This is a genomic window from Pantoea agglomerans, assembly GCF_021397715.1.
In the GTDB taxonomy this organism is placed as follows: Bacteria; Pseudomonadota; Gammaproteobacteria; order Enterobacterales; family Enterobacteriaceae; genus Pantoea; species Pantoea astica.
The window spans coordinates 1,347,903-1,360,357 of sequence record NZ_CP090207.1 but is presented as its reverse complement, the minus strand read 5'-3'; the positions used below and the strand labels follow the sequence as shown (position 1 = coordinate 1,360,357).

Sequence of the window (12,455 nt, the reverse complement as noted above, 5' to 3'; positions counted from 1 at the left end):
TCACCGCAGCGCCACCTCAATGCTCCGCCATCAGCGCCAAAAAAAACGGCAGGCCGGGTTTCCCCTGACCTGCCGTTTCGGCAACGAATCTCAGCTTACGTCAGACAAATTACTCTTCGTCTTCAGCCGCGTCATCTTCGTCTTCTGCATCCGCTTCCGGTGCAATATCTTCATCGTCGAGCTCCGCTTCCGGCGCGATATCATCCTCGCCTTCCGCCACGCTACCGTCGATTGAATCCAGCTCTTCTTCTTCAACCGGTTCGGCAACGCGTTGCAGACCGACTACGTTCTCATCTTCTGCCGTACGAATCAGAATCACACCCTGGGTATTACGCCCCACGATGCTGACTTCAGACACGCGAGTACGCACCAGCGTACCGGCATCGGTGATCATCATGATCTGATCGCCATCGACTACCTGAACCGCTCCAATCACCGGACCGTTACGATCGGTCACTTTGATCGAGATAACACCCTGCGTCGCACGCGACTTGGTCGGGTATTCGCTGTTGGCGGTACGTTTACCGTAGCCATTCTGCGTCACGGTCAGGATTGCACCCTCTTCACGCGGCACAATCAACGACACCACGCGATCGCCTTCGGCCAGCTTGATGCCGCGCACACCGGATGCGGTACGGCCCATCGCACGGACCGCGGTTTCCGCGAAACGCACCACTTTACCGGCTGCGGAGAACAGCATCGCTTCATCATTACCGTTGGTCAGCGCCACGCCGATCAGCTCATCGTCGTCACGCAGATTCACGGCAATAATGCCGGCGCTGCGCGGACGGCTGAACTCTTTCAGCGCGGTCTTCTTCACGGTACCGAGCGCGGTCGCCATGAAGATGTTAAAGCCTTCGGTATACTCGCGTACCGGCAGAATCGCAGTAATACGCTCGTTGGCTTCCAGCGGCAGCAGGTTAACGATCGGACGTCCACGCGCACCACGGCTCGCTTCTGGCAGCTGATAAACCTTCATCCAGTAGAGACGGCCACGGCTTGAGAAGCAAAGGATAGTGTCATGGGTATTGGCAACCAGCAGGCGATCAATGAAGTCCTCTTCTTTGATACGCGCGGCCGATTTACCTTTACCACCACGACGCTGCGCTTCGTAATCGGTCAGAGGCTGATACTTCACATAGCCCTGATGCGACAGCGTCACGACCACATCTTCCTGATTGATCAGGTCTTCGATATTGATGTCAGCGGTATTGGCGGTGATCTCAGTACGACGCTCATCGCCAAACTGATCGCGCATCAGCTCAAGCTCTTCGCGAATCACTTCCATCAGACGCTCGGCGCTGGACAGGATATGCAGCAGCTCAGCGATCTGATCCAGCAGCGCTTTATACTCATCCAGCAGTTTTTCATGCTCAAGGCCGGTCAGTTTCTGCAGACGCAGATCCAGAATCGCCTGGGCTTGCTGCTCGGTCAGATAATACTGGCCGTCACGGATACCGAACTGCGCATCCAGCCACTCCGGACGCGCGGCGTCATCACCGGCACGTTCCAGCATCGCGGAAACGTTGCCGAGATCCCACGCCTGCGCAATCAGACCGGCTTTGGCTTCCGCCGGGCTTGGCGCACGACGAATCAGCTCAATGATCGGATCGATGTTGGCCAGCGCAATCGCCAGACCTTCAAGGATATGCGCACGGTCACGGGCTTTACGCAGTTCAAAGATGGTACGACGCGTCACCACTTCACGACGATGGCGGACAAAGGCTTCCAGAATCTCCTTCAGCGCCATAATCTTAGGCTGGCCCTGATGCAGCGCCACCATGTTGATGCCGAACGAGGTCTGCAGCTGAGTCAGTGAATAGAGATTATTCAGCACCACTTCGCCGACCGCATCACGCTTGATCTCAATCACGATGCGCATACCGTCTTTATCAGACTCGTCACGCAGTGCGCTGATGCCTTCGACGCGCTTCTCTTTCACCAGCTCGGCAATTTTCTCAATCAGACGCGCCTTGTTAACCTGGTAAGGCAGCTCATGAATGATGATGGTCTCACGGCCGGTTTTGGCGTCCGCTTCCACTTCGCCACGCGCACGGATATAAATTTTGCCGCGCCCGGTACGGTAGGCTTCTTCAATGCCACGACGACCATTGATGATGGCAGCGGTCGGGAAATCGGGTCCCGGAATGTGCTCCATCAGCCCTTCAATGCTGATGTTCTCATCTTCAATGTAGGCCAGGCAGCCGTTGATCACTTCGCGCAGGTTATGCGGCGGAATATTGGTTGCCATCCCCACGGCGATACCGGAGGAACCATTGACCAGCAGGTTTGGAATTTTGGTCGGCAGAACTTCAGGGATCTGCTCAGTGCCGTCGTAGTTAGGGACAAAATCGACGGTCTCTTTTTCCAGGTCAGCTAACAGATCGTGGGCGATTCTGGACATGCGGACTTCGGTATAACGCATCGCCGCAGCGGAGTCGCCGTCGATGGAGCCGAAGTTGCCTTGACCGTCCACCAGCATGTAACGCAGGGAGAAAGGCTGGGCCATACGTACAATGGTGTCGTAAACGGCGGAATCACCATGCGGGTGATATTTACCGATAACGTCACCGACGACGCGGGCAGATTTTTTATAGGGTTTGTTCCAGTCGTTACCCAGTTCGCTCATCGCAAAGAGTACGCGACGATGCACCGGCTTCAGGCCGTCACGCACATCGGGTAAAGCTCGGCCAACGATGACCGACATGGCGTAATCGAGGTAAGAATTCTTTAACTCTTCTTCGATATTGACCGGTGTAATTTCTCTCGCAAGGTCGCTCATGGAGCCACTATCCCTCTACTTAATCCCGGATTTTAAAGGTGCGAAAGTATATCACACTGCAATGCTCTGGTGAACGTTAACCACCGATTTCAGCCGCTTTTCCTTGCGCCTGAAAGGTGTGCCATAACCGGTTAAGCGTTTATACTGATGGCACATTTTGTCAGGAGTTACGATTCAATGAATGCACAACCGCAGAATCATCAGCAGAACGTCGATGCGCAGGAAATTGCCAAATTTGAGGCCGTGGCCTCGCGCTGGTGGGATCTGGAGGGTGAATTTAAACCGTTGCACCGGATCAACCCGCTGCGACTGGGCTATATCGCGCAGCACAGCAACGGTCTGTTTGGTAAAACCGTGCTCGACGTCGGCTGTGGCGGCGGCATCTTAGCGGAAAGCATGGCGCGTGAAGGCGCTATCGTCACCGGACTGGATATGGGCGCTGAACCGCTGGCCGTGGCGCGCCTGCATGCTCAGGAGAGCGGCGTAACGCTCGACTATGTCCAGCAGACGGTGGAAGCGCACGCGGAGCAGCACGCCGGAAAATATGATGTGGTGACCTGCATGGAGATGCTGGAGCACGTGCCCGATCCCCGCTCGGTGGTTCACGCCTGCGCGCAGCTGGTCAAGCCTGGCGGCGAAGTCTTCTTCTCTACGCTGAACCGCAACCCGAAAGCCTGGCTGCTGGCGGTGTTTGGCGCCGAATATGTGCTGCGTATGGTGCCGCGCGGCACCCACGACGTGAAGAAATTCATCCGTCCTTCCGAACTGCTGGGCTGGGTTGATGAAACCGCGCTGCGTGAACGCCACATCATCGGCCTGCACTACAATCCCGTCACCAACCGCTTTAAGCTGGCACCGGGTACCGACGTCAACTATATGGTGCATACCCACCGCGCGGTCTGAGTCACGCGGCTCGCCGGTTAGCGCGGGCCTCGCCGCAGGATTAAGCGTCAGCAGGTTCTATCCGCTGACGCCTTCACCCTCTTCTGCCCTCCTTTATTACCCGTGTTACCCGTTCATCGGCAGCCTGGCGGCTATCCGGTAGCGTGTTGCTCCACCGTCGGCGACCATTCTGTTATCGGCCAACGGGTTAGGCTGAACCGCGACGGGCTGACCTCTCTGCTCGTTCCATGTTCGCCCGCCAGCAGAACCACGGGTAGCGGGTTTTGGCGATTTTTCACCCTTTCTCAGGCCTGGCACAGCGGATTGAATAAGAAATACGCGCCCGATCAAATTAAGAAAAAAAAGTGGGATCTGGTTGACATGATGGCGGGCCTTATAAGACGCGGGCTAAGAAATTTCGCAGAAATTACAACCCCTCCAGACATCATTTTTTCCTCTTGTTAAGCGGCAGTAAAATACTAAAATATGCCCCCATATAGTTATGGCTTTAGCCCAAACCCCCTAGATGTTGTGTTTATCCACATATTATTCACAATGAATATGCTGTGTATAAACCGGGATTTCTTTTAATTTTTGGATACTCACGCAAAGGTAAAAACGCGACATGAACCAAAGTCTGCTCGTTACTAAACGCGATGGCCGCCAGGAGCGCATTGATCTCGACAAAATTCACCGTGTACTGGACTGGGCAGCCGAAGGGCTGAACAACGTCTCAGTATCGCAGGTGGAGCTGCGCTCCCACATTCAGTTCTATGATGGCATCAGAACGTCTGACATTCATGAGACCATCATCAAGGCCGCAGCAGACCTCATCTCTCGCGATGCCCCGGATTATCAGTACCTCGCCGCACGCCTGGCGATCTTCCATCTGCGCAAAAAAGCGTATGGCCAGTTTGAGCCGCCGAAGCTGTATGACCAGGTCGTTAAAATGGTCGGCATGGGCAAATATGACCGTCACCTGCTGGAAGATTACAGCGAAGAAGAGTTTGCCCGGATGGACGAGTTCCTCGACCACTGGCGTGACATGAACTTCTCCTACGCCGCCGTGAAGCAGCTGGAAGGGAAATATCTGGTGCAGAACCGCGTCTCGGGCGAAATCTACGAGAGCGCGCAGTTCCTCTATATCCTGGTCGCGGCCTGCCTGTTCTCGGGCTATCCGCGCGAAACGCGTATGGATTACATCAAGCGCTTCTACGATGCGATCTCGACCTTCAAAATCTCACTGCCGACGCCGATCATGTCCGGCGTGCGCACGCCAACGCGTCAGTTCAGCTCCTGCGTACTGATTGAGTGCGGCGACAGCCTGGACTCGATCAACGCCACCTCCAGCGCGATTGTGAAATATGTCTCTCAGCGCGCCGGTATCGGCATCAACGCCGGTCGTATCCGTGCGCTGGGCAGCCCGATCCGCGGCGGTGAAGCGTTCCATACCGGCTGTATCCCGTTCTATAAGCACTTCCAGACGGCGGTGAAGTCCTGTTCTCAGGGCGGCGTACGCGGCGGCGCAGCCACGCTGTTCTACCCGATGTGGCATCTGGAAATCGAAAGCCTGCTGGTGCTGAAAAACAACCGTGGCGTAGAAGGCAACCGCGTGCGTCACATGGACTACGGCGTACAGCTCAACAAGCTGATGTATCAGCGCCTGCTGAAAGGGGAAGATATCACCCTGTTCAGCCCGTCTGATGTGCCGGGCCTGTATGATGCGTTCTTCGCCGATCAGGATGAGTTTGAGCGTCTCTACACTAAATATGAGCAGGACCAGAGCATCCGTAAGCAGCGGGTGAAAGCGGTCGACCTGTTCTCACTGATGATGCAGGAACGTGCCTCTACCGGCCGTATCTACATTCAGAACGTCGATCACTGCAACACCCACAGCCCGTTTGACGCCAGCATAGCGCCGGTTCGCCAGTCTAACCTCTGCCTTGAGATCGCGCTGCCGACCAAGCCACTGGAAGATGTGAACGACGAAAATGGTGAGATCGCCCTGTGTACGCTGTCAGCATTCAACCTGGGCGCGATTGAAAGCCTGGACGATCTGGAAGAGCTGGCGACCCTGGCGGTACGTGCGCTTGATGCGCTGCTCGATTATCAGGACTACCCGATCCCGGCGGCCAAACGTGGCGCGATGGGTCGTCGTACCCTGGGTATCGGCGTGATCAACTACGCTTACTACCTGGCGAAACACGGTGTGCGCTACTCCGATGGCAGCGCAAATGGCCTGACGCACAAAACCTTTGAAGCGATTCAGTATTACCTGCTGAAAGCCTCAAACGAGCTGGCGAAAGAGCAAGGTGCATGCCCGTGGTTCAATGAAACCACCTATGCGCAGGGCATTCTGCCGATCGACACTTACAAGAAAGATCTCGACACCATCAGCAACGAGCCGCTGCATCTGGACTGGGAAAGCCTGCGTGAAGAGATTAAAACGCACGGCCTGCGCAACTCAACGCTCTCTGCGCTGATGCCGTCTGAAACTTCGTCGCAGATCTCCAATGCCACTAACGGCATTGAACCGCCACGCGGCCACATCAGCATCAAAGCCTCGAAAGATGGCATTCTGCGTCAGGTGGTGCCGGAGTATGAGCGCCTGAAAGATCAGTACGAACTGCTGTGGGAAATGCCGAACAACGACGGCTACCTGCAACTGGTGGGTCTGATGCAGAAATTTATCGACCAGGCGATTTCGTCGAACACCAACTACGATCCGTCGCGCTTCGCCAATGGCAAAGTGCCGATGAAGCAGCTGCTGAAAGATCTGCTGACGGCCTACAAGTTTGGCGTGAAAACGCTCTACTACCAGAACACCCGTGACGGTGCGGAAGATGCACAGGATGACCTGGCCCCTTCTATCCAGGATGATGGCTGCGAAAGCGGCGCATGTAAGATCTAACGGGCGGGCGGGAGAAACTCCCGCCCCACTCCTTTCACGGGGCGGCTTCGCTTCGTCTACTTTTGGACATTTTTTATGGCTTACTCCACTTTCTCACAGAACAAAAATGACCAGCTGAAAGAACCGATGTTTTTCGGTCAGTCGGTAAACGTGGCGCGCTTCGACCAGCAGAAATATGACATCTTTGAAAAGCTGATCGAAAAGCAGCTCTCCTTCTTCTGGCGTCCGGAAGAAGTCGATGTCTCACGCGATCGCATCGACTATCAGGCGCTACCGGAGCATGAAAAACACATCTTCATCAGCAACCTGAAGTATCAGACCCTGCTGGACTCGATTCAGGGTCGTAGCCCGAACGTGGCGCTGCTGCCGCTGATCTCTATTCCGGAGCTGGAAACCTGGATCGAAACCTGGGCGTTCTCTGAGACCATCCACTCGCGCTCTTATACCCACATCATCCGCAACATCGTGAACGATCCGGCGGTGGTGTTTGACGATATCGTCACCAATGAGCAGATTCTGGCCCGTGCTCAGGATATCTCCCGCTATTACGACGATCTGATTGAGATGACCAACTACTGGCATCTGCTGGGCGAAGGCACCCATCAGGTCAACGGCAAATCGGTGACTGTCAGCCTGCGCGCCCTGAAGAAGCAGCTCTATATCTGCCTGATGAGCGTCAATGCGCTGGAAGCGATCCGCTTCTACGTCAGCTTCGCCTGTTCATTCGCGTTCGCCGAGCGTGAGCTGATGGAAGGCAACGCCAAAATCATCAAGCTGATCGCCCGCGATGAAGCGCTGCACCTGACCGGCACCCAGCACATGCTGAACCTGCTGCGTAGCGGTGAAGACGATCCGGAGATGAAAGAGATTGCGGCGGAGTGCCGTGAAGAGTGCTTCGAGCTGTTTAAGAAGGCGGCGCTGCAGGAGAAAGAGTGGGCGGAATATCTGTTCAGCGGCGGCTCAATGATCGGCCTGAACAAAGATATTCTCTGCCAGTACATTGAGTACATCACCAATATCCGTATGCAGGCGGTTGGCCTGGATTTGCCGTTCCAGACCCGCTCTAACCCGATTCCGTGGATCAACTCCTGGCTGGTTTCTGACAACGTCCAGGTTGCGCCACAGGAAGTGGAAGTGAGCTCCTATCTGGTGGGTCAGATCGATTCTGAAGTGGGCGCTAACGACTTCGACGATTTCCAGCTGTAATCATGAGCCGCGACGTTGTGATTCTGCGCAGTTCCGGCACCCGGCTGGAATGCACAGACGAACATACCAATCTGCTGACGCTGCTGGAAGCCAATAATCTCTGCGTGGAGTTCCAGTGCCGCGAAGGCTACTGCGGCTCCTGCCGGATGCGGCTGCTGAAAGGCGAAGTGCATTACCCACAGCGGCCGCTGGCCTTTGTGCAGCAGGATGAGATCCTGCCCTGCTGCTGCAAAGCCAAAGGCGAGATCGAAATCGAGCTATAAACACAACGGGCGCATCAGCGCCCGTTTTGCTGTTCCACCTTTACTCTCTGACCGTCTCAACCACCTCGATCCAGCCGTGACCGGTACTGACTTCGCTGCCGTGAAGCCAGCGGCGCAACATATTCATCGCCATCATCGCCACCACCTTCTGCCGCGTCTCCAGGTTATAGCGACCGGTGCTGAACTTCACGCGCTGGCCCCAGCTGCCTGCGGGCGTGTGCAGCGCTACCGCAATCTCCTCCTGCTGCAAACTGCCGACCGAGAGTGCCAGTGCTGCCTGCTGCTGCGTCGCCAGTTCACGGGTGCGCGCCACCTGTTGCGTCAGCGTCTCCTGCTGCGGCGGAAATATGTGCGCACCACTCAACGGCACATCCGCTGCGGCCAGCTGCCAGTTCAGCAAGCCAGCGGTATAGTGCTCACTCACCGTCAGCCGGTAATCCCGCTGCTGTAACTCACGCGCCAGCAGCGCCGGCAGCCCCTCCGTGCCCTCAAAGATCGTGCATTCTGCCAGTTGCAGCCGCACCTGCTGCCATACCTGTTCCATCGCCACGCGCTGGCTGGCCGGGCCGGTCAGTTTGATCTCAATGATCGGCATCGAAGAGCGGTAACCCATGACCACCCCTTCCGGTAACGCCAGTGGCTCAAGCTCTGCGGCCAGATCGCTTTCGCCACGACCAAAGGTGGTCAGACGCAGACAGATCGGCGGCTCAGGCGGAGAAAACTTCGCTTTCAGACGCGGAATAATCTGCTGCTCGACCATCACTTTAAATTCAGACGGCACGCCGGGAGTAAAGAACATCCAGCAGCGATTCAACTGCAGAGCAAAGCCGCAGGCGGTGCCGACCGGATTATCAATCAGTTCAGCATTTACCGGGATCTCCGCCTGTTTCCGGTTGCTGGCCGCCATCACCCGTCCGCGGCTGGCAAACCAGGCTTCCATCTGTTCCAGCCAGTCCGTTTGCAGCTCCAGCTCCACACCGCAGGCCTGCGCGGCGGCCAGCGCGCTGAGATCGTCGCTGGTGGGTCCCAGCCCACCATTGACGATCAGCACATCCGCCTCATGACTGCGCGCCTGAAGCGTGCTCACCAGCGACTCAAGGGCATCGCCCACCGTGGTGCGGCTGGTCATCGGTAAACCCTGCTGGAATAAAATATCGGCCAGCCAGGCCGCATTGGTATCGACGATTTGGCCATGCAGCACCTCATCCCCGGTTGAAAGCATCTCGACTCTGATCACGTTGGTTCTCCTTATGCCGGTCGCTTTACTGTAGGAAGTCCGCGGATGAAACACAATCAGCATCGATCACCGAGGACCGCAGGCGGGACTGAACGGAAGGAGTCTGGCTGAGGATGTGATTGCGGAAAAGTCGCGCCCCGGCGGCCCGACGGGGTTTACACTGATGCCGGCATTCAGCGCGGCGCGGCAAAAAAAAGGCAACAAAAACGGCGGGGAACGCCCGCCGTTTTTATCATCACACTGCTGTTCCGGTGTCGTCTGAAAGATTAGCGACGCGCCAGCAGCAGGCCGAGCACCAGACCGGCAGTGGCACCGATACCGATTCCCTGCCACGGTTTTTCATGCACGTAGTCATCCGCACGGTAGGCCGCTTGTTTGGCGCGATAGTAGTAGCTATCAGACGCCTGGCTAACGCGGGATTTCACATCGTGCAGTGCCTGTTCCGCTTTAGTTTTAAGCTCGATATATTTTTGATCGGCTGGATCGCCTGAAGACTTCAGCACTTCTTCCAGCGTTTCAGTCAGCAGCGTAATATCGTCATCCAGATTGGTTTCGAATTGATCAGTCTGATTTACCATCATTTCCTCCGTGTGAATTGCAAAGCAGTCCCTTAACTATAGCTACAATCTGGCGCTCTGCCGTTTTACCGCCCCAGGAATCACCTGATATTTCATTTGCTAACGCCAGACAAACTGCCGGGATATCCGCTACGCTTTCGCAAAGAAGTGTAAGACGCAGGGGTAAACGCCGAATTTCGCTTCGCTTCTTTGATTAATCTGATAAATTTTCTTCGGAGTGAATTTTACCGTAACCGGACTGTCGTATCCTCCTGTTGCCTGTGATTATCGGGCCATGAAAGTGCATCCCGCACGACAGTCACGACAAACTCGAACAGCTAAGGAATGATCTCTGGCATGAATCGAAGAATGTTTATGAAAGCGTCAATGGCCTTCTCCGCCGTCAGCGGCATGACCGGCCTGTCAACGCTGTTTGCGCAATCCGCTTGGGCAGAAGATGGCATTGCTGACGGAACCGCAGTACGCTTCGATTTCGACGTATTGAAGAAGAATGCAGCCGCGCTGGCGAAACAACCCTGGAGTGGCGCGCCCGGCGCGCTGCCGCAGACGCTGGCCACGCTAACGCCGCAGGCCTACAACGAAATTCAGTATGACGCCAGCCATTCACTGTGGAACAACATTCCCGACCGTGAACTTGACGTCCAGTTCTTCCACGTCGGCATGGGCTTCAAACGGCGTATCCGCATGTTCTCGGTTGACGGTGAAAGCCGCCAGGCGCGCGAAATCCACTTCCGTCCTGAGCTATTCAACTACAACAATGCGCACGTCGATACGCAACAGCTGGAAGGCAAAACCGATATCGGCTTCGCTGGTTTCCGGGCATTTAAAAAGCCGGAACTGGCCCGCCGTGACATCGTCTCCTTCCTCGGTGCCAGTTACTTCCGTGCCGTGGATGAGACTTTCCAGTACGGTTTATCGGCGCGTGGCGTGGCCGTTAACACCTTCAGTAACGGTCAGGAAGAGTTCCCGGACTTCACCGCCTTCTGGTTTGAAACGCCGAAAGCGGAAGACACCACCTTCACCTGTTACGCCTTACTGGATGGTGCCAGCCTGACCGGCGCTTACAAGTTCATCATCCACTGCGAAGAGAAACGCGTGGTGATGGAAGTGGAAAACCACCTGTTTGCCCGTAAAGAGATCCGCCAGATCGGCATCTCGCCGATGACCAGTATGTTCAGCTGCGGCACCAACGAACGCCGCATGTGCAACACCTACCATCCACAGATTCATGACTCCGATCGGCTGGCGATGTGGACCGGGAAAGGCGAATGGATTGCCCGTCCGCTCAACAACCCGCAGCGTCTGCAGTTCAATGCTTATGAAGATGAGAACCCGCGCGGTTTTGGTCTGTTGCAGCTTAATCACGACTTCAAAGATTATCAGGATGTGATTGGCTGGTATGACAAACGTCCGAGCCTGTGGGTGGAACCGGTGGGGAAATGGGGTAAAGGCGCGATCAACCTGATGGAGATCCCGACCACCGGTGAGACGCTGGATAATATCGTCTGCTTCTGGCAGCCGGCGGAACCGGTAAAAGCGGGCAGCGAACTGAACTTCTCCTATAAGCTCTACTGGAGTGGTCTGCCGCCGGTGCGCAGCGGACTGGCGCGCGTTGATGCCACCCGTACCGGTATTGGCGGCTTCCCGGAAGGCTGGGCACCGGGCGAGCACTTCCCGGAAACCTGGTGTCGCCGCTTCGCCATCGACTTTATTGGCGGCGATCTGCAGGCCGCCGCGCCAAAAGGGATTGAACCGGTGATTACCGTTTCATCCGGCAGCGTGAAGCAGGTGGAGATCCTCTACGTTGAACCGCTCAAGGGCTACCGTATTCTGTTTGACTGGTATCCGAACAGCGATTCCACCCAGCCGGTGGATATGCGTCTGTTCCTGCGCAGCAAGGAAGAGACACTGAGTGAAACCTGGCTTTATCAGTACTTCCCGCCTGCACCGGACCAGCGCAAATACGTTGATGACCGGCAGATGACGGTGGGCTAAGTCCGTAAGGCGAGGCACTGGCCTCGCCTTTTTCTATTCTGCCGTGGCGGCCTTCTGCATATCAATATGCGGGATGCCATCTTCGAGATAAGTCTCACCGAACGGCTCAAAACCGTGCTGCCCATAGAACGCTTGCAGATGCGCCTGCGCAGAGAGAAACAGATCCCGTTGCGGCCAGTGCTGCTGACAGCTCGCCAGCGCCTCGGTCATCAGGCGGTTGCCCAGACGGGCGCCGCGCACGCTATCAGACACAATCACCCGCCCAATCTTTACCGGGCTGGCGGCATCGGCCGGGGCCAGCAGCCGCGCGTACGCCACCAGCTGATTGTTGTGCATCCCGAGCAGATGACGGTTGTCGCCCTGCAAATCCAGCCCATCCACATCCAGATAGGCGCACTGCTGTTCCACTACAAACACCGCACAACGCAGTGCCAGCAGCGCATAGAGCTCGGTGGTGGTCAGGTCACGATGATGTTTATCCCGCCAGGTTATGTCCATAGTCTCTCCTTATCAGTTTGCTCACTTTAGCGGATTGGCCTGTGGCGAAACAGATTATCGCCGCGCGGCAGGCAAATTAGAGGCAAAAAAAATCAGGCCCGCA

The 12,455-nt window shown here is 56.1% G+C and carries 9 protein-coding genes; 5 read left to right on the top strand and 4 right to left on the bottom strand.

Annotated elements, in window-relative coordinates; all coding sequences use genetic code 11:
* Positions 1–109: 109 nt before the first annotated feature.
* Positions 110–2,782, bottom strand: a complete 2,673-nt coding sequence (gyrA, locus tag LZU96_RS06550; protein WP_233987548.1) for a DNA topoisomerase (ATP-hydrolyzing) subunit A — start codon at positions 2,780–2,782, stop codon at positions 110–112.
* A 177-nt stretch (positions 2,783–2,959) separates the two neighbouring features.
* Between gyrA and ubiG the strand changes: the two genes are divergently transcribed.
* The 4 genes from ubiG to yfaE all read left to right on the top strand — a co-directional run bounded on the left by ubiG (position 2,960) and on the right by yfaE (position 8,044).
* Entirely contained in the window at positions 2,960–3,685 is a 726-nt protein-coding gene (ubiG, locus tag LZU96_RS06545; protein WP_094119698.1) for a bifunctional 2-polyprenyl-6-hydroxyphenol methylase/3-demethylubiquinol 3-O-methyltransferase UbiG, read from the top strand.
* A 604-nt stretch (positions 3,686–4,289) separates the two neighbouring features.
* Positions 4,290–6,575 (top strand): class 1a ribonucleoside-diphosphate reductase subunit alpha, encoded by a 2,286-nt coding sequence (gene nrdA / locus LZU96_RS06540; RefSeq protein ID WP_233987547.1) that lies wholly within the window; start codon positions 4,290–4,292, stop codon positions 6,573–6,575.
* Positions 6,576–6,650: 75 nt separating this feature from the next.
* Complete coding sequence (gene nrdB, locus LZU96_RS06535) at positions 6,651–7,781, top strand: class Ia ribonucleoside-diphosphate reductase subunit beta (protein WP_233987546.1); 1,131 nt, start codon at positions 6,651–6,653, stop codon at positions 7,779–7,781.
* A gap of 2 nt (positions 7,782–7,783) precedes the next feature.
* On the top strand, positions 7,784–8,044 hold the full coding sequence (gene yfaE / locus LZU96_RS06530; RefSeq protein WP_233987545.1) for a class I ribonucleotide reductase maintenance protein YfaE: 261 nt from the start codon (positions 7,784–7,786) through the stop codon (positions 8,042–8,044).
* A gap of 40 nt (positions 8,045–8,084) precedes the next feature.
* Here the strand turns inward: yfaE and LZU96_RS06525 are convergent, their stop codons facing one another.
* Together LZU96_RS06525 and elaB are read right to left on the bottom strand one after the other, a co-directional pair.
* Complete coding sequence (locus tag LZU96_RS06525; protein ID WP_233987544.1) at positions 8,085–9,281, bottom strand: nicotinamide mononucleotide deamidase-related protein YfaY; 1,197 nt, start codon at positions 9,279–9,281, stop codon at positions 8,085–8,087.
* 266 nt (positions 9,282–9,547) lie between these two features.
* Positions 9,548–9,859: a stress response protein ElaB gene (gene elaB, locus LZU96_RS06520; RefSeq protein WP_233988143.1), complete on the bottom strand. Its 312-nt coding sequence runs from the start codon at positions 9,857–9,859 to the stop codon at positions 9,548–9,550.
* Between the two features lie 336 nt (positions 9,860–10,195).
* On the opposite strand from elaB, the gene LZU96_RS06515 reads away from it, so the two are divergent.
* Positions 10,196–11,854: a glucan biosynthesis protein D gene (locus LZU96_RS06515; RefSeq protein ID WP_233987543.1), complete on the top strand. Its 1,659-nt coding sequence runs from the start codon at positions 10,196–10,198 to the stop codon at positions 11,852–11,854.
* Between the two features lie 33 nt (positions 11,855–11,887).
* Here LZU96_RS06515 and LZU96_RS06510 read toward each other — a convergent pair whose 3' ends face one another.
* Entirely contained in the window at positions 11,888–12,352 is a 465-nt protein-coding gene (locus LZU96_RS06510; protein ID WP_233987542.1) for a GNAT family N-acetyltransferase, read from the bottom strand.
* Between the last annotated feature and the right edge of the window lie 103 nt (positions 12,353–12,455).

What these genes read in the sequence shown, in the direction of transcription:
- nrdB (WP_233987546.1), top strand. Translation starts at nt 6,651, where the DNA reads ATGGCTTACTCCACTTTCTCACAGAACAAAAATGACCAGCTGAAAGAA.
- gyrA (WP_233987548.1), bottom strand. Translation starts at nt 2,782, where the DNA reads ATGAGCGACCTTGCGAGAGAAATTACACCGGTCAATATCGAAGAAGAG.
- LZU96_RS06515 (WP_233987543.1), top strand. Translation starts at nt 10,196, where the DNA reads ATGAATCGAAGAATGTTTATGAAAGCGTCAATGGCCTTCTCCGCCGTC.
- nrdA (WP_233987547.1), top strand. Translation starts at nt 4,290, where the DNA reads ATGAACCAAAGTCTGCTCGTTACTAAACGCGATGGCCGCCAGGAGCGC.
- yfaE (WP_233987545.1), top strand. Translation starts at nt 7,784, where the DNA reads ATGAGCCGCGACGTTGTGATTCTGCGCAGTTCCGGCACCCGGCTGGAA.
- LZU96_RS06510 (WP_233987542.1), bottom strand. Translation starts at nt 12,352, where the DNA reads ATGGACATAACCTGGCGGGATAAACATCATCGTGACCTGACCACCACC.
- ubiG (WP_094119698.1), top strand. Translation starts at nt 2,960, where the DNA reads ATGAATGCACAACCGCAGAATCATCAGCAGAACGTCGATGCGCAGGAA.
- elaB (WP_233988143.1), bottom strand. Translation starts at nt 9,859, where the DNA reads ATGGTAAATCAGACTGATCAATTCGAAACCAATCTGGATGACGATATT.